The sequence below is a fragment of the Phocaeicola coprocola DSM 17136 genome (assembly GCF_000154845.1).
GTDB classification, from domain to species: domain Bacteria; phylum Bacteroidota; class Bacteroidia; order Bacteroidales; family Bacteroidaceae; genus Phocaeicola; species Phocaeicola coprocola.
This window is the reverse complement of record NZ_DS981495.1, coordinates 84820-103447: the sequence shown is the minus strand read 5'-3', so window position 1 is coordinate 103447 and position 18628 is coordinate 84820. Positions and strand designations below refer to the sequence as shown.

The 18628-nt window shown below is 43.8% G+C and carries 14 protein-coding genes and 2 tRNA genes; 14 read left to right on the top strand and 2 right to left on the bottom strand.

Annotated elements, in window-relative coordinates:
* The first annotated feature begins 215 nt into the window (after positions 1-215).
* Both BACCOP_RS14055 and BACCOP_RS14050 read left to right on the top strand, forming a co-directional pair.
* A complete protein-coding gene (locus BACCOP_RS14055) occupies positions 216-602 on the top strand; it encodes an ISAon1 family transposase N-terminal region protein (RefSeq protein WP_007570320.1) in 387 nt (128 codons plus the stop codon).
* Complete coding sequence (locus BACCOP_RS14050; RefSeq protein ID WP_155162804.1) at positions 568-1560, top strand: ISAon1 family transposase; 993 nt, start codon at positions 568-570, stop codon at positions 1558-1560. The genes BACCOP_RS14055 and BACCOP_RS14050 overlap by 35 nt, the downstream gene beginning before the upstream one ends.
* Before the next feature lie 119 nt (positions 1561-1679).
* Here BACCOP_RS14050 and BACCOP_RS14045 read toward each other — a convergent pair.
* Both BACCOP_RS14045 and BACCOP_RS14040 read right to left on the bottom strand, forming a co-directional pair.
* Positions 1680-1753, bottom strand: a tRNA-Thr gene (locus tag BACCOP_RS14045).
* 19 nt (positions 1754-1772) lie between these two features.
* Positions 1773-1846: transfer RNA gene (locus BACCOP_RS14040), tRNA-Thr, on the bottom strand.
* Between the two features lie 309 nt (positions 1847-2155).
* Between BACCOP_RS14040 and BACCOP_RS14035 the strand changes: the two genes are divergently transcribed.
* From BACCOP_RS14035 to BACCOP_RS13980, 12 genes are all read left to right on the top strand, one after another.
* On the top strand, positions 2156-2692 hold the full coding sequence (locus BACCOP_RS14035) for a DUF4199 domain-containing protein (RefSeq protein ID WP_007570249.1): 537 nt from the start codon (positions 2156-2158) through the stop codon (positions 2690-2692).
* 3 nt (positions 2693-2695) lie between these two features.
* Positions 2696-3646, top strand: coding sequence for a glycosyltransferase family 2 protein (locus tag BACCOP_RS14030; RefSeq protein WP_007570246.1), 951 nt, complete (start codon positions 2696-2698; stop codon positions 3644-3646).
* Positions 3647-3648: 2 nt separating this feature from the next.
* Positions 3649-4215 (top strand): DUF6452 family protein, encoded by a 567-nt coding sequence (locus tag BACCOP_RS14025; RefSeq protein WP_007570245.1) that lies wholly within the window; start codon positions 3649-3651, stop codon positions 4213-4215.
* A complete protein-coding gene (locus tag BACCOP_RS14020; RefSeq protein ID WP_007570243.1) occupies positions 4163-4876 on the top strand; it encodes a DUF6048 family protein in 714 nt (237 codons plus the stop codon). Before BACCOP_RS14025 ends, BACCOP_RS14020 begins: the two co-directional genes overlap by 53 nt.
* A gap of 6 nt (positions 4877-4882) precedes the next feature.
* The gene (locus BACCOP_RS14015) at positions 4883-5452 is read left to right on the top strand and encodes a manganese efflux pump MntP (protein ID WP_007570242.1); all 570 of its coding nucleotides are present in this window, start codon (positions 4883-4885) and stop codon (positions 5450-5452) included.
* A gap of 22 nt (positions 5453-5474) precedes the next feature.
* Positions 5475-6488, top strand: a complete 1014-nt coding sequence (locus BACCOP_RS14010; RefSeq protein WP_007570240.1) for an FAD:protein FMN transferase — start codon at positions 5475-5477, stop codon at positions 6486-6488.
* Between the two features lie 14 nt (positions 6489-6502).
* Entirely contained in the window at positions 6503-8494 is a 1992-nt protein-coding gene (locus BACCOP_RS14005) for an OPT family oligopeptide transporter (protein ID WP_007570238.1), read from the top strand.
* Positions 8495-8763: 269 nt separating this feature from the next.
* On the top strand, positions 8764-9606 hold the full coding sequence (locus tag BACCOP_RS14000) for an alpha/beta hydrolase (protein WP_007570236.1): 843 nt from the start codon (positions 8764-8766) through the stop codon (positions 9604-9606).
* Positions 9607-9715: 109 nt separating this feature from the next.
* Complete coding sequence (locus BACCOP_RS13995; RefSeq protein ID WP_007570234.1) at positions 9716-10258, top strand: 30S ribosomal protein S16; 543 nt, start codon at positions 9716-9718, stop codon at positions 10256-10258.
* 540 nt (positions 10259-10798) lie between these two features.
* Positions 10799-14056, top strand: coding sequence for a SusC/RagA family TonB-linked outer membrane protein (locus BACCOP_RS13990; protein ID WP_397434040.1), 3258 nt, complete (start codon positions 10799-10801; stop codon positions 14054-14056).
* Between the two features lie 13 nt (positions 14057-14069).
* Positions 14070-16106: a RagB/SusD family nutrient uptake outer membrane protein gene (locus BACCOP_RS13985; RefSeq protein WP_007570231.1), complete on the top strand. Its 2037-nt coding sequence runs from the start codon at positions 14070-14072 to the stop codon at positions 16104-16106.
* Between the two features lie 24 nt (positions 16107-16130).
* Positions 16131-18440: a hypothetical protein gene (locus BACCOP_RS13980; RefSeq protein WP_007570230.1), complete on the top strand. Its 2310-nt coding sequence runs from the start codon at positions 16131-16133 to the stop codon at positions 18438-18440.
* Positions 18441-18628: the final 188 nt, after the last annotated feature.

The window sequence follows — 18628 nt, the reverse complement described above, 5'->3', positions numbered from 1 at the left end:
AGTTTGTTTCGCAACCTTACCCACGGTCATATGCCTTATATGAAGTTTCTGTTCGTCAGACCAGATGTTTGCCGCCAGCTTCTTTCAGATTCCAACTCGCGATGGACACCCTTGCTTTTGGCTGTATGATTCCCGCTATTAGGGCTCATTGGGGGTCAGTAGAAATTTCGTGGGGATTATTTTTTATACTCGTAAAGTATTGCTTACTTCGCATTATGAAAAACGATTATTTGAACATGCTAGCCAGCCTCGTGTTGCCGGCTCAGATATTAGATTACTTTCTTATCTCTGGAGTTGAACAAACCTCTCAAGAGATTCATATTAGTCTGGATGAAAAGATGAATCCCAAGTTAAGCAATGACGAACATTTTGAATCCAAAGGTTTTATGGAAGCTGTTAATGTGACAGACTTTCCCATACGGGACCATAAGGTAATCCTCAAGATCAGACGTCGTCGTTGGACGGACTTGCGCACAGGTAAAAGTTTCAGTATTCCCATCGACCTCGATGTTGTAGCCAAGGGAACCAGATACTCCAAAGAATTTGGGGCTTTTTTAAAAGAAACGTATGGAGACATCCCCAGTGACCTGCCGTACGCTTGAGGAATTCTATCATATAGATGGTCATACATTTGAAAAACAGTACAAGGAGGTCCTCAGCGGATATCGTAATTGGGAACAGTTATCCCATGCCGGTGAATGGATGCTGTTTCCGGAAAATATGGGACCGTATCTGGCGATTGACGAGACCTCACTCTCCAACGGTGAACTTTACACCTTTGTAACCAACCGTGATGCCTGTACGAGAGAGTGCTCCCTGGTAGCTGTCGTGGCAGGAACTAAATCAGAGGATGTAATAGCTGTGCTGCAACGAATTGACGAGGAAAGCCGTTATGCCGTTAAAGAAGTGACACTTGACCTTTCAGACTCCATGCGCAAGATTGTACGGACTGCATTTCCTGAAGCCAGCCGTGTGATAGACCGTTTTCACATTCAGAGATTAGCTTGTGATGCTGTGCAAGAATTACGCATCAAACACCGTTGGGATGCCATACAGCAGGCCAATGAGGAAATGGAAGAAGCTAAGCGGAAGAACGAAGATTATGTCCCATACCGATATTCCAATGGCGACACCCGTAGGGAATTACTTATACGCTCCCGGTATCTGCTTTTCAAGTCAGCTGATAAATGGACGGAAAAACAGAAGCAAAGGGCAGCAATCCTATTTGAGGAATACCCTGACATCAAAAAGGCATACGGTTTGTGCCATTCCCTGCGGATGATTTTCTCTAAGAACACCATAAAGGACGCTGCACGTTTGGCTATGGCACGATGGTATAATAAAGTAGAAGAAGCAGGGATGCATTCTTTTAATGTCATTGCTGCTACTTTCTATGAGCACTATGATGAAATACTGAATTTCTACAACCATCGTTCTTCAAATGCGATGGCAGAATCGTTCAATGCAAAAATTAAACTGTTCAGAGCAAATCTAAGAGGAGTAGCTGATAAGAAGTTCTTTTTATTCCGCATTGCGAAGCTATATGCGTATCCCCACTAAATTTCTACTGACCCCACAAATGTCACCGCTACAACACCGGTGACATTTTTTTGTACTTAAATAAATTCTTCGGAGGGAATAAAAAAGAAAAAGGTTGGATTCATATTCCAACCTTTTCGAGCCTCTTGTCGGATTCGAACCAACGACCCCGAGATTACAAATCACGTGCTCTGGCCAACTGAGCTAAAGAGGCAATAAATATGTTTTTTTCGAGCCTCTTGTCGGATTCGAACCAACGACCCCGAGATTACAAATCACGTGCTCTGGCCAACTGAGCTAAAGAGGCAGGTGGGCAAGCTTGCCATATCGCGCCGCTACAACCAACTACCTTTGCTGCGATCAAGCCCTGGAGGATTCGAAGGGAGCTGGCCGTATGGGACTTACCCATGTTATGTCTGCATCAGAGATTCATCATCGATGTTTCTCGATTGCGGGTGCAAAGGTACACATATTTTTTGAACCTGCAATACTTTGCCACAAAAAAATGCACAAAAATTGAAAGAAATACGTTTTTTACAAGTTTTATAGCCCGGAATATCTCCAAAAAGCGTACTTTTGTAGTCTTAATATATAAAGTTATAAAGTAAAGACAGAGATGCCAACAGACAAACCGATTACACTTCAGGAACACGCTATGCGGTTCGGTACTTTTATGGGAATATTCTGGATATTCAAATTCATTTTTCTTCCCTTGGGATTCACTATCCCTCTCCTTCAGCTATTGTTCGTACTGCTTACCCTGTTCGTTCCTGTGTTAGGATACATTTACGTACGCAAGTTCAGAAATACATACTGTAACGGTGAGATTTCATTTTTCCGTGCTTTTTTATTTACCCTGTACATGTATCTGTTTGCCGCGTTGCTGGCAGCAGTAGCACACTATGTCTATTTCCGCTTTATCGATCAGGGATTTCTGGCAGACTCATACCTGCAACAGCTGGAAAACATCAAAGCAAGTGCCCAGGGCGAAATGGTATCTTCCATCGACCAGCTTATTCAGGCTTTTGATACGATTTCATCGTTGACTCCGCTGCAACTTACATTTCAGTTGATTTTTCAAAATATATTTTACGGCATCCTGCTGGCTATACCTACCGGCCTGGTGGCAATGAAACAAAAAAAACGTTTTTAAACTATGGATATATCAGTAATCGTTCCTTTATATAATGAGGAAGAGTCTTTACCCGAACTGCATGCATGGATAAAGAGAGTTATGGACGCGAACGGATTCAGTTACGAAATCATCTTCGTAAACGACGGAAGTACCGACGGTTCATGGAAGGTCATCGAATCTTTAAGTAAAGACAACAAGGAGGTGAAAGGAATAAAATTCCGCCGTAACTATGGAAAGTCTCCGGCACTGTTCTGCGGATTCGAACGCGCGGAGGGAGATGTGGTCATCACAATGGATGCCGATCTTCAGGACAGTCCCGACGAAATACCGGAACTCTACCGCATGATTACTGTCGACGGATATGATCTGGTTTCGGGATGGAAGCAGAAACGGTATGATCCGCTGTCGAAAACAATTCCGACCAAACTGTTCAACGCTACGGCCCGCGCAGTTTCAGGTATCCATAACCTGCACGATTTCAACTGTGGACTGAAGGCTTACCGCAAGGAGGTTATCAAGAACATTGAGGTATATGGCGAAATGCACCGCTATATTCCTTATCTGGCAAAAAATGCCGGTTTCAGCAAGATAGGCGAAAAAGTGGTTCACCATCAGGCACGAAAATACGGAAAGACAAAATTCGGACTGAACCGTTTCGTCAACGGTTATCTGGACTTGCTCACACTCTGGTTCCTGTCTAAATTCGGTATCAAGCCGATGCATATCTTCGGCTTCCTGGGTTCTATCATGTTTATTCTCGGTTTCATAGCCGTAGCTATCATAGGAGTCAACAAGTTGTACGACCTGTATGCCGGTAATCCGTACAGACTGATTACAGACAGTCCGTATTTCTATCTGGCTCTTACAACCATGATTATCGGTACACAACTCTTCCTTGCCGGATTCATCGGAGAACTGATAGCCCGCAATGCTCCTGAGCGAAACAAATATCAAATAGAAAAAGAACTGTAACCATGAAGAAACTACCGGCCATATTAGGCTTGCTTTTATTAATATGCATATTCTTCCCGGGGTGTGAAGTAGAAAACTGTCCACCCAACTCCATGTCGTATGCATATTTTTCATTAGTAGACCAGCACGGAAGGTCTTTCAATACATCGGACACCATTACGATTGTGGGACAGACACATGCCGACATCGTAGTATACGATACCCTGCCCGACGGAAGCCTCCAGCCCCGTACCGTACAGGATTCACTCGTATCGGATACACTCATCAACAAGGAAGCGGGTGCCAGCAGTTTCGAACTCCCGTTCAGCTACGGCACTCATACACGGTTTGTCTTTATTTATCGCAGTCTGGAAAGACGGTATGCCGGTACTGATACCATCAATATCGAACACCGGAACATCCCGTATTTCACCAACCTGGACTGTGGCTCCATGATGTTTTACGAGGTCACCAAAGTAGAAAATACCCGTCACCGCCTCGATTCATTGACTATAACCAATCCGAATATAGACAATAATGAAAAAGAAAACTTTAAAATATATTTCACTGTTCTTGATACTGACGAGTAGTCTTGTCCTATTGCCGTCGCATGCATATGCACAAAAAAAGGACAAAGAGACATTGAAGGCAGAATACAAGGCTTCTCCACTTTATCAGGGAACTTCCGTCGGCATAGAAGTTGCCGGCGCAGGAGGATATTTGCTGGGAGGTGACATTTTGAGCAGTGAAATCATCGTTCAGACTAACTTAAAAAACCGCTTCCTGCCCGTAGTGGAAATAGGATATGGAAAAACTGACGTCATCAATGATGCCAACGACATGCATTACAAGACGTCGGCTCCTTATTTCCGTATTGGTATGGACTACAATGTCTTCTACCAGAAACCTTATCTGCCGGGATACTTATATGTAGGCTTACGATATGGTATGAGCAGCTTCACTTATGATGCCAGCGGTCCTGACATGACCGACCCAAACTACGGAGGACATATAACAGTTCCTTTTGCCGATCTGGGTGTAAAGAGCAATGCCAGCTGGTTGGAAGGAGTTGTGGGGATTAAAGTTAAAATATACAAGCGTTTCCACATGGGATGGGCTGTACGATATAAAATGCGTATGAGCGTAGACAGTCATGAAAACTCTAACCCATGGTATGTTCCCGGTTTCGGTAAAAACGCTGGAAGCAGCTTCAATCTGACGTATAACTTAATATACAATTTACCTTTTTAAAAGCACATGAGTACACTTGAAATATGGTTGCTTGCCGTCAGCCTGGCTATCGACTGCTTCACGGTTTCGGTGACAAGCGGCATCATACTACGCCGTATCCAATGGCGGACATTTTTAAAAATGGCTTTTTTCTTCGGGTTCTTTCAAGCTTTGATGCCACTGATAGGATGGTTCGGAGCCAGCCGTTTCAATCACCTTATCGAATCGTACGACCACTGGATAGCATTTGCCTTGCTGGCATTTCTCGGTATCCGTATGATACGCGAACATTTTAAGGACAGCGAAGAATGCAGTTTCGACCCCACCAGCCTGAAGGTAATCCTTACCATGGCGGTAGCTACCAGCATCGATGCACTGGCAGTAGGAATCTCTTTCGCATTTACGGGATTCAACTCTATCGGCCAGTTGTTCTCTCCACTCATTATCATCGGCATCGCTTCATTCGTTCTCTCGATAGTCGGAAACCTGATCGGTATCTTTTTCGGAAAACGCTTCAACCTGCGTATGGAACTTTTCGGAGGTCTGGTATTAATAGGTATCGGTGTAAAAATTCTTGTAGAACATCTTTTTTTATAAATTAAACTCAACGATATAATCTATGGCAAACAACAAAGGTTTAAAATGGCAACTGCCTTTTCTGGCATTCCTGATAATCGGAACGGTATTGATTCTCCGGAAACAAGCTCCTTTCCAGACAGACGAAGGACTGGTGTTCGGCACAATGTACAAGATAACTTACCAGTCGAAAGAAAACCTGAAAAAAGATATAGAAGCTGAATTGCAGAAAGTAAACAATTCGCTCTCTCCATTCAGCAAGGAATCGGTTATCACACGCATCAACAACAATGAAGAAATGACGGCCGACAGTATGTTTACTTATGTTTTCCGTCTGGCGAAAGATATTTCTCAGGAAACTTACGGAGCTTTCGACATTACCGTTGCTCCGCTGGTAAATGCATGGGGATTCGGATTCAAGAACGCCACAAACATACAGGCACATACCATAGACAGCATACGTCAGTTTGTCGGATTCGAGAAAATAGACCTTATCGATGGAAAAATCGTCAAGAAAGATCCACGCGTAATGCTCGACTGTAGCGCCATAGCCAAAGGGTTCGGAGTAGACTGTGTGGCACGCCTGCTCGACAGCAAAGGTGTAAAAAACTATATGATAAACATCGGAGGAGAACTGGTTATGAAAGGAGAAAACCAGAATCTGGAAAGCTGGCGCATCGGTATCAACAAACCGATAGACGACTCACTGGCTGTAAATCAGGAATTGCAGACTGTGCTCGAAATCACCAACGCCGGACTTGCCACTTCGGGTAATTACCGCAACTTCTACTATAAAGACGGTAAAAAATATGCGCACACTATCGACCCGCGTACGGGCTATCCGGTACAACACAATATACTCTCGTCTACTGTCGTAGCAAAAGACTGTGCAACAGCCGATGCTTACGCCACTTCGTTCATGGTGCTCGGACTTGATTCGGCAAAGGCAATCTGCAATGCTCATCCTGAACTCGATGCTTATTTCATCTACGAACGTAAAGACGGGAAAATGGATATTTACTTTACCAATGGCATGAAGAAATATTTAAAAAACTAAATACCTGAAAAACCATGAAAGAAACAAACGAAAAACAGACAGGACTGCCGGAAAATGCATTCCGCCCACTGAAACCGGGAGAGCAGTATCATCCGCTGATGTCGCCCGACAAAAACTATCCGGAGGTAAACCTCTGGTCTGTATTATGGGGTATCGCCATGGCGATACTTTTCTCTGCCGCCTCAGCTTATCTGGGACTGAAGGTCGGTCAAGTATTCGAGGCTGCTATTCCTATCGCGATCATTGCCGTAGGTGTTTCGAGCGCAGCCAAACGTAAAAGTGCATTAGGAGAAAACGTCATTATACAATCCATCGGAGCCTGCTCGGGAGTTATCGTAGCAGGAGCTATCTTCACCCTGCCCGCATTATACATCTTGCAGGACAAATATCCGGAAATGACAGTCGACTTTTTCCAGATGTTCATCAGTTCACTGCTGGGAGGTGTGCTGGGAATCTTGTTCCTGATTCCGTTCCGCAAATATTTCGTCAGCGAAAAGCACGGAGAATATCCGTTCCCTGAAGCTACCGCCAGTACACAAGTGCTCGTTTCGGGCGAAAAAGAAGGAAGTCAGGCTAAACCGCTGCTCTTTGCCGGACTGATAGGTGGTCTGTACGACTTTATCGTAGCTACCTTCGGATGGTGGAACGAAAACTTCACAACCCGTGTCTGCGGATGGGGAGAAATGATAGCCGAAAAGGCCAAACTGGTTGTAAAAATCAATACCGGAGCTGCCGTACTGGGACTGGGTTACATCGTAGGTCTGAAATATGCTGCCATTATCTGTGCCGGTTCGCTTGCCGTATGGCTGATTATCGTTCCGGGTATCTCACTGATCTGGGGCGATCAGGTACTGAACGCATGGAATCCGGCTATCACCGAAACTGTAAGCAGCATGTCGCCTGAAGCTATTTTCTCTCAGTACGCCAAAAGCATCGGTATCGGAGGTATCGCCATGGCCGGTATCATCGGAATCGTACGCTCATGGAGCATCATCAAGAGTGCCGTAAGTCTGGCTGCCAAGGAAATGGGTGGCAAGAAAGCGGAAGCCAATGTAGTACGTACACAGAAAGACCTTTCGATGAAGATTATTGCAATCGGCTCTATCATTACGATTATACTGGTAGCTCTGTTTTTCTACTTTGATGTAATGCAGGGCAATCTGCTTCACACCATTGTAGCCATTGTCCTGGTAGCAGGTATTTCCTTCCTGTTTACTACCGTTGCAGCCAATGCCATTGCCATCGTTGGAACGAATCCGGTATCGGGTATGACACTGATGACACTGATTCTGGCCTCTGTAGTGATGGTAGCTGTCGGTCTGAAAGGTGCAACCGGAATGGTAGCCTCACTGGTCATGGGAGGTGTAGTTTGTACAGCATTGTCAATGGCTGGAGGTTTCATCACCGACTTGAAAATCGGTTACTGGCTGGGTAGTACGCCTGCCAAACAGCAGACCTGGAAATTCCTGGGTACACTGGTATCTGCCGCTACCGTAGGAGGTGTCATCATGATTCTGAACAAGACTTACGGATTCTCATCGGGTGCTCTGGCTGCTCCTCAGGCTAATGCCATGGCTGCCGTTATCGATCCGCTGATGAACGGTGTAGCTGCCCCGTGGCTGTTGTATGGCATAGGAGCTGTACTGGCTCTCGTACTGACTTACTTTAAAGTACCGGCACTGGCTTTCGCTCTGGGTATGTTTATTCCACTAGAACTGAACCTGCCGCTTATCGTAGGTGGAGCAATCAACTGGTATGTAACAACCCGCAGCAAAGATGAAGCTGTCAACACCGCACGCGGAGAAAAGGGAACACTCCTCGCTTCCGGATTTATTGCCGGAGGTGCACTGATGGGAGTAGTCAGCGCTGCTATGCGTTTCGGAGGAATCAACCTCGTAAACGAAGCATGGCTTGAAAATCCGCTAAGTCAGGTTGCATCGCTAGTAGCTTACGTACTGCTGATTGTATATCTGGTAAAAGCAAGTATGAACATCAAGAAGTCATAATAATCAGATAGACATATATTTATACATTAAAACAACATTCACCCACAGACATTCTGCTCCGACGGAAGTCTGTGGGTGTTTTTGTTATCTTAAAAGATTTATGCTATCTTTGAACCTGCCAATCCGACCATCCGGCTGTTATGATTCAAACCGTCATCGGACAACTTTATGTCCGAAAAAGCATATAGGCTCACTCCTATAACCATAACAGCGGATAAGGTACAAACAACCGGATAATATTCAAACAACCAAATAAAATTAATACACGTATGAAAAAACTATTTCTTATGAGCCTGGTCTTTTTTTCGACTATGCTCACAGCCCAAAAACCTGTGGAAATCAAATTATGGCCCAATGGAGCTCCTAACACAAACAACATGACTCAGCAAGTAGAAAACGGTCCGCTTTATGTAGCAGAACCCACTCTGACCGTTTATCCGGCTAAAGAAGGAAATGGAATGGCCATTGTTGCCTGTCCCGGAGGAGGATATACTCACCTTGCGATGAACCACGAAGGTCACGATCTGGCAAACTGGTTCAACAGTCAGGGTATCACCTATGCCGTACTTACCTACCGCATGCCAAATGGAAATAACGAAGTCCCGTTGAGTGATGCACAACAAGCTTTGCGCATCATGCGACAACATGCTGCTGAATGGAACCTACAACAAGTTGGTATCATGGGATCTTCGGCAGGCGGACACCTTGCCAGCACTGCTGCCACTCATTTTACCGATGCTGAAACCCGTCCGGATTTCCAGATTCTTTTCTATCCAGTAATTACTATGGACCCGACTTATACCCACATGGGATCTCACGACAACCTGCTGGGCAAAAATCCATCGAAAGAACTCGAACAGAAATATTCCAATGAACTGCAAGTCACCCCACAAACTCCTCCGGCTTTTATCATGCATAGTAGTGACGACGGTGCAGTACCGGTAGCAAACAGCGTGAACTATTATATGGCACTGGTAAAAAACAAAGTTTCTGCCAGCCTGCACACCTATCCCATCGGAGGTCATGGATGGGGATTCCGTGATTCCTTCATCTACAAACGCCAGTGGACAGGCGAACTGGAAAAATGGCTTCGCGAAATAAATAACAAATAATAACTACTTAACCTTTTGTAATACAAATAAAAGTCGTACCTTTGCACCCGCTAATACGGGATATTAGCATAATTCAAATCATTAACATTAAAAAATTAACGTTTAAGAAATGGCAACTAAAATCAGATTGCAGAGAAACGGACGCAAAGGTTATGCGTTCTATTCAATTGTTATTGCAGATGCAAGAGCACCACGTGATGGTAGATTTACTGAAAAAATTGGTACTTACAACCCTAATACCAATCCTGCCACAGTAGATTTGAATTTTGAACGTGCATTACATTGGGTAATGGTAGGTGCACAGCCTACCGATACCGTACGCAACATTTTGTCACGCGAAGGTGTTTACATGAAGAAACACTTGCTGGGTGGTGTTGCAAAAGGTGCATTCGATGAAGCTGCTGCTGAAGCTCGTTTCAACGCTTGGAAAGAAAACAAGCAGAACGGTCTGGCTGCTTTGAAAGCTAAAGAAGAAGAAGCTAAGAAAGCTGAAGCTAAAGCACGTCTGGAAGCAGAAAAGAAAGTAAACGAAGAAATCGCTAAGAAAGTAGCTGAAAAGAAAGCTGCTGAAGCTGCTGCAAAAGCTGAAGCAGAAGCTGCTGCTAACGCAGAAGAAGCACCTGCTGCTGAAGAAGCTCCGGCTGAAGCATAATTCGTTACTTCAAAACGACATTACAAAGAGGTTGTCCGATCGGGCAGCCTCTTTTTTTTTATGCTAAAAAACAGAGATCTAAAAGGTTTAAAAAAGGAATGTTTAAAATATATTAATAAATAAGGCTTTTTCAACCAAATAAAACAAACGTTTATATATTTGCACCAAAATTTAATACAATTAATATTTGATAACCTGATCTATTACAAGATTCCTTTGTGGAAGATATATACAAACCAAACAAAATACGACACTAAAAAACATGATTTATGAAAACACATTTTTTTTTGATCTTTATCCGTGCGCGTTAACACACATATTCTTTACTAGAGTTGATCTACTATTGACAGTCACATTACATCTGAAAATCTTCAATACAGAATTATTTCACTATTTAAGACACGGCAACAAAATTATTCATATGTATTGACCTAAACTTTATGTAATAACAAACTATTAATTACTATGAAAGACAAATTATCAATTTGGTGGAAATTCTGCCTGCTAACCCTTTTACTAGTATTAGCTCCACCTGAAATTATGGCACAAGGTTTAACCATAAAAGGACAAGTCTTAGATTCAAACAATGAACCTATCATTGGAGCATCTATCGTAGAAAAAGGGAACACTTCCAACGGAACCATCACAGACTTCGATGGAAATTTCAGTTTCAAGATCTCAGGCAAAGGAAAAACAATCGTTATTACCTACATCGGCTATCAGACTCAGGAACTGACTGTAACTTCCGGCAAAGCCTTGAAAGTTATAATGAAGGAAGATGCACAGGCTATGGACGAAGTCGTAGTCATCGGTTATACCAGCAAAGCACGTAAAGACCTTACTGGTTCTGTAGGTTCTGTTTCAGGAGTTAAAATCGCAGCCATTCCGGTCAGCTCGGCAGCTGTTGCATTGCAAGGTAAAATCGCCGGTGTACAGGTTACTACGGTCGATGGTGCTCCGGGAGCAGATATCAACATCCGTGTACGTGGAGGAACATCTGTAACCCAAAGCAACGAACCTCTTTATATCGTCGATGGTTTCCAGGTAGACAATATCAACGATATTCCTCCTACAGATATTGCATCTATCGATGTATTAAAGGATGCGTCTATTACAGCTATCTATGGAGCCAAAGGTGGTAACGGTGTAGTTGTAGTTACCACAAAATCGGCAAAAGCCGGAAAGATCCAGGTGAGCCTCAATGCTCATCTCTCTACCAGCCAGCTTGCTAAGAAACTGGATCTGATGAATGCAGCAGAATTTGCACGTTATCAGTATGAGTGGTCTGCATGTAACGGTAGCCGTTCATCAAATGCCAAATTCTTCCGTGCAAACTTCGGTAACCCGCAAGACCTTGACATGTACAACACCTTACCTACTCACGACTGGCAAGATGAAGTTATGGGAGAAAATCCGATTAACTACTCTACCAATGTCAGCATCGGAGGAGGTACTGAAAAAATGCGTTTCAACGCTTCATTAACCCAGAGTGAAGATAAAGGTATCATCATGGGTTCTGGAGTTCGCCGTACTAACCTTAATATCAAGACAGCTATTGATATCACCAAGAACCTGACTTTGCAAATCAATCCTAAGTTCTCGTTCCGTCGCGATGAAGGAGCTGGTGGTGACAATATCGGTACAGGTGGTATCATCGATGTATTGCGCTATCGTCCTACCAATGGTTTACGTGAATTCGGATACATCGACCCGTCTTATGCAGACCCGGATGAAGAAGCTCTTTTCACTTACACCAATCCTAAGAGCGATATCAGCATTAACCAGCAGAAAAAGTATTCATACAACTATACCAATGCTTTCTCTTTGGAATGGAAACCGATCAAAGGTCTGGTACTCCGTTCTGAAGCAACAATCGGATTGACTTGGAAAGACCAGTACCGTTTCTATGGTGCACTAACCAGCGAAGGTCAGAAAAACAACTCACAGCCTGTTGCCAATATTCAGAAAGACTATACATTCAAGTATATCTGGACCAATACTGCATCATACGGCTTCACACTGAAAAATGTTCATAACATCTCCTTGCTGTTAGGACAGGAAATCTATCATAGCCAAAATACCAAGAACGTACAGAAGAACCGCTATTTTCCACGTGCATTCGAAGCTGATCAGGCTTGGGCAAACATGGGATTCGGTACTCCACAGGAATCGTATACACAGCTTTCTACTCCTGACCGTACAGCTTCATTCTTCGGACAGGCAAGTTATAACTACAACCACAAATACTTGCTTTCATTGACAATGCGTGCCGATGGTTCTACCAAGTTCGCACCAGGAAACCAGTGGGGCTACTTCCCTTCTATCTCCGGAGCGTGGGTGCTTTCTGAAGAAAACTTCCTGAATGATGTAGAATGGATCGATCAACTGAAACTTCGTGCTGCTTTCGGTCTGGCAGGTAATAACCGTATCGACAACGATATGTGGCGTTACTTATATTCTGTCAATTCTACTGGCGGTCCTGGTTTCGGAGAATCTACTCAGTTTGGTGAACAATGGTACGGCAACCAGGGAAATACTACCTTTGCCAACAAGGATATCAAGTGGGAAACTACATTGACACGAAACCTTGCTGCCGATATCACTTTGTTTGGCGGCCGTCTGACTGTAACTCCTGAAGTTTACTGGAATACTACCAAAGATTTGCTTTACAAATCAGACATACCTTCTTCTGTAGGTTATATCAGCCAGATGCAGAACATCGGTCAGGTAACAAACAAAGGTATCGAGTTGAGTATATCAGGCGATATCCTCAGAGGTAGAGATTATGTACTTTCTGCCAACCTTTCTCTTGGTATGAACAAAATGAAAGTAGACAAACTGAACGGTACCGACAATGTTATCTGGGACCAGAACAACCGCTGGAAATCAAGCTACAATGACTACTGTCTGAAAGTAGGCGACCAGGTAGGTCTGATCTACGGTTTCGTTTACGACGGACTGTACTCGATGGATGAATTCTATTTCGACCCGACAAATAACCTTCAGGCTCTGCCTTGGGGATCGACAGCTGCCGAAAACGGAACATCTAAAGACGCTCCGCTGGTAGATGAAAATGGAGTAGAACATCCTAAGACAGTCATCAACGAAGTATCAGGAAACTCTAACTCAGGTATTGCTACTCTTCCTGGAAAAATCAAATTCAAAGATTTGAATGGTGACGGCAAAATTACAGAAGACGACCGTACTGTCATTGGTAACACCAATCCGAAAGTACAGGGAGGATTTGGCGTAAGCGGACAATGGAAGAACTTCGACTTCGCCATGAACTTCAACTTTATGCTCGACTTCGATGTAAACAATGCAACAGCTTATCAGCTTTCTTCATCAGAAGGCAACGATAAAAAGTTCTATAATGTACTCGGTACATTTGCCGACAACGGATGGAGATATACTCGTGATGGCGACGGTGAATGTATGTACAAATGTTATTTCATCGATGGTTCTATCGACATGTACCGTCAGCTGAACGAAGGCAGAACACTTTGGAACCCAACCGATGTAACTCAGAAGATCACTCATTCTTACTTCATCGAAGATGGTTCATTCGTTCGTTGCCAGGACTTGACTATCGGTTACACACTGCCAGAAAAGCTGACATCAAAAATGGGTATTTCAAAAGCTCGTTTCTATGTTTCAGCATCCAATCTGTTTATCATTACCGGATATTCTGGTTACGACCCGGAAGTAGATATTCAGACAGGTCTGACTTGCGGTATGGACTACAACCGCTACCCACGTAGCCGCAGCTTCGTATTTGGAACAAATATCACCTTTTAAAACTTGAAAGTACATGAAACTCAAAAATATATTAGTCATAGGCTTGACTTCTCTGACATTGGCATCATGCAATGATTTTTTGGATGTCGAATCCCCGTCAAGCTACAGCGAAGAGTTCGTTTTCAGCCAGAAAACAGAAATCAACCGCGCACTTAATGGAGTATATGCATCTATCCTTGTAAACGACTTGTATGGAAAAGCTTTCCAGAGAAGCTTCATCCTCAACAGCGATGTAGAAATGATGATAAGCAGTACAAACGTAGCTACCCACAACAGTTATGCACGCTTCGACTGCGATGATCAGGGTAGCGAAATCAACAAGTACTGGCAAGCTGCATACAAAGCTATCGAAGATGCCAACCGTTTTATATACAATCTGGAAAACAGCCCGCTTTACAATGAAGAAGACGCTGAAATCATGCAGATGATGGGAGAAGCCAAATGTATCCGTGCTATGGTCTACCATGACATGGTCGTTATGTTCGGAGATATTCCTTTCACTTTCCGTCCGGCTTCACAACTGGGAGGTGATTACGTCATTCCTATCATGGACCGTAAAGAAATACAAGACAATCTGATAAATGACCTGAAGGCTATCGCTCCTAAAATGAGTTCATCCGCTTCTGTCACTGTAGAACGTACTTCACAGGAATTTGCATACGCCCTCATCGCACGTATTGCACTTACAGCAGGAGGATATTCACTCCATCCGGATAAAAACAATCCTAAAAGCTACGGTGTCATGAGCCGTCCGGAAAATTATCAGGACTACTACCGTATTGCCAAGGAATATACCAATCTGGTTATCTCGTCAGGTTCTCACTCCATAGGAACTTCTTATAAAGATGTATTCCTGAAAGAAAGTAATTTCGAACTAATCAGCAAGGGAGATCCTATTTTCGAAATACCTTTCGCTAAAGAATCAACAGGCGAAACTGGAAATATCCAGGGTCCTACCTCTACAGCCAATGAAGGACAGACACTTGGTAAGAACGTATGGGGAGCAGCCGACGGAAACGGCAGACTGAATGCATTCTACCGCTACTCATTCGATGAAAAAGACAAACGCCGTGATTTCGTCAACGGACTCTGGTATTACGGAAACAGTACAAACAATGTCAGTCAAGATTCCTGCCTGATCCGTTCAGACTACACCGTACACAACAACAAATGGTCTAAACTATGGGCCAATGCCGGACAATTCCTTAATACAAGTTCAGGAAGTACAGGTATCAACTTCCCTTACATGCGCTATGCCGATGTCTTGCTGATGAATGCCGAAGCTATCAACGAACTGGAAGGTCCGACTAAAGAAGCCCAAGAGTCACTCCGTCAGGTACGTAGCCGTGCCTTCGACGATCAGGGTGCTGTCAATACTTACGTTACCAATGCAGCTTCTTCGAAAGAGAAATTCCTCCAGGCCGTACTGGACGAACGTAAATGGGAGTTTGCAGGTGAAAACATCCGCTGGCGCGACCTTGTACGTAACAACCTGTACAGTCAGGAAGTAGTATACAGCTTCTTACGTTACCTGTCGGTTGCCATGTCAAACGCCGGTACATATACCGGATTTGAAGATGATATAGCCGAACACGACGGAAGCAATTATCTGGACGAACTGCCAGAATATATGTATTACCATGTACTTCCTCAGAGTGCAGAATGGCGTGTAGATCCCAGTCAGGTATATGGTTATCCATATCCGAACACCACACTGGATATCCTCTATATTTACAATCCTTACAAATCGGCAAGCCAGCCGGCAACAGCTCTTACCGCTATCGATGGAAAAACATGGGAATCAGCCGAATTCTATCAGTGGAGTAGCGATTCTGAGCCAACCAACCAATGTAAATATTCATTCTATGGATATATCCGCCACACAGAACAAGGTACTATAGTATTGGTAAAAGACGGAACAGAAGTTCCATTGGAAGGCAACAGCGTTCCTTCAGTCAGCGCATTGCCTCCGGTACGTTATATTCTGCCTTATCCAAATGCAGCTATCCAGCGTTCTGCCGGAGCCTATAAGAACTATTATGGATATTAATAACAACACTCAAAAAAGATTACCATGAAAAAACTATTTCTATATTCCTTAATGCTATCATCTGTGCTTTCATTCAGCTCATGCTCTGACGAAGATGAAAGTTTTGGAGCGTCACTAGACCGGGAATGGATGACAATGTTCATCTGCGACAACAACAGAGGCAAGGGAGATGACTACGCATACAACTGTAAGGCAGAAGGTCCTAACGGAAACGATATTCATCTGTACTGGTACGGTGTAAATGACTGTGCCGGATACCAGATTCGCCAGGCACTCCAGCCTAATGTGTCAAACGGAGCTGATGCATGGGGAACATCTGCTGAAAACGGCTTACTGCTACTCGACACAATTGTGGGTCCCGACGTACTCGATCTGGTTATCAAAGACCAGCAGTACTCTACCGATTTCCGTTTTGCCATTCGTGTATTGTCGAAGAAAGATGACAATATAACCGACTTCTCACATGCATCCAAATGGTACGGACACGGCGATGGAAGACAATGGGCTGAATTTCTCGGTATTACTACAGCCGACCGTTATGCTACTCCATTCTGTGTATATGTCGACGGTTCAAAAACGACTGAAACAACCATGCGTGTCATGCTGAACCGTAATTTTGATGTAGTATCCGAAGGTGTATCCGAAGATGACAAAGCCATCTATCGTGAAAAATTTGAGCTGGATGCCAACAACAACTTCGTTTACCAGTGGCTGGAAGTAGCTCCTTCACCCAACAATCCGGAATCTACAGTAAACGAAAAATGGAAAAACTATAAACTCACAGAAGAAGACTTTGCAAGAGGTTATGTAGATATCGACGGACTTCAGAAAAACTCAGTATATGTCATCAACGTACGCAATGAAAGCGTCAAGGTAAAATGGGATGCATATTACAATACCTATTCTGCACGTTCCGACGGTGAACCGGGAGAACCTATCCTTGTTACTCACGAACTGACAGCTCCAAGCCGTGACTACTTCGATACAGAAGAAGCTTACCAGACAGCTCTCGAACAACACGAAGTTGCACTGAAATATGACGCAATGCGTATCGACTTCATGCTGACCGACTTTATCTCGGATGTTAATCTGGCAGAAGGACAAACATACTATCTGGAAGGTGGAAAAACTTACTGTATGTTCAATAACCTGACAACCTGTAAAGGATTCATCCTCCGTACAAATCCGGAAGATGTAGCTGCTGGTAAACGTGCAAAAGTATTGCTTGGAGGTATGCATACAACAGGAACAAATGTCAACTCAATGAACCTGATGTTTGGTCGTCAACCACAAGCCGGAGAAGGTGGAGAAATCTACATGAAGATGCTTGAGTTCTATGACATCGATTTCGACTGTCCGCTTGCCCTCAACTATGGTGATAATATAGCTGGAGTTGGTTCTACTACAGGTAACTACTTCATCAATATGTTCTCTAACGGAATGGCAGTACACTTGGAAAACTTTGTTATCAAGAACTGTACATTCAAGAGACTTGTCCGTGGATTTATCCGTGAACAAGGACCTAACTACAAAATCTGGGATCATGTATTGATTGAAGACAACCAGTTCTTCGACTGTGGATACTACAGCAACGGAGCCGGAGGTTATCCTTGGATTGCTGGTTCGGGCAACAATGCCAACTCTAACCTTTACAAAGATTTTGTTGTTCGCGGAAATACATTCTACGATTGCCCGTTCCCGTCATTCTTCAATGAAACCAAACAGGCTAACTGGAAGGGCGGAGCATGGAATATCACATTCGAAAACAATACGCTGGTCAACTGGAATACCCGTGCTGCCGGTAATATTTTCAACATGCGTAATATTCCTGACGGAAGTACCTATACCGTAAGAAATAACCTGATTATCCTGACCAAGCAAGATGGCGATGCCCGTAACATGATTATGGCAGGAGCTGATATCCGTAAGACTATGACTTTGCCAGACGGATCTGCCGGACATGTCACACTGAACTTTGAGAATAACTATTCTACAAATACTTTCCTCAGCAACGGACAGATATTCAGTAACAACCCATGGACTGCAACCAAGAACAACTTCGGTAGTCTGGTCAACGTTGGTTCTGCAACCCTGAACGGTTCTCTGGAAGTTCTGGTAGACGACATCTCACCGCTGGAACTGATGATTGCTCCTAACCCACCTCACAAAGCTGCAACTAACAGTGACCGCTACATGCACCGTGCAGATGCATTGGACGGAACAGGTGGTGAACATGGTGTGAACCTGTACTACAGACAAGATAGTAAGGTATTGAATTCTAAGATTTACCAGCTGGGTATCGGTGCTCCAAAATGGAGAAACGGCCAGAAATAAGTCTGTAAAAAGAAATCTCAGAATCATTAAAGTCATATTCTGAAACCCAAAGCCCTACCATTACCCCGAAAAGGAGTCTTGATAGGGCTTTTTTATGTTCATCTTCTACACTGGCAATTGCCCGATAACAGTCAGCGCATCCTCAATACATTATTCCACAGCTGCCACCTAACAGTCGGGTAATAAGG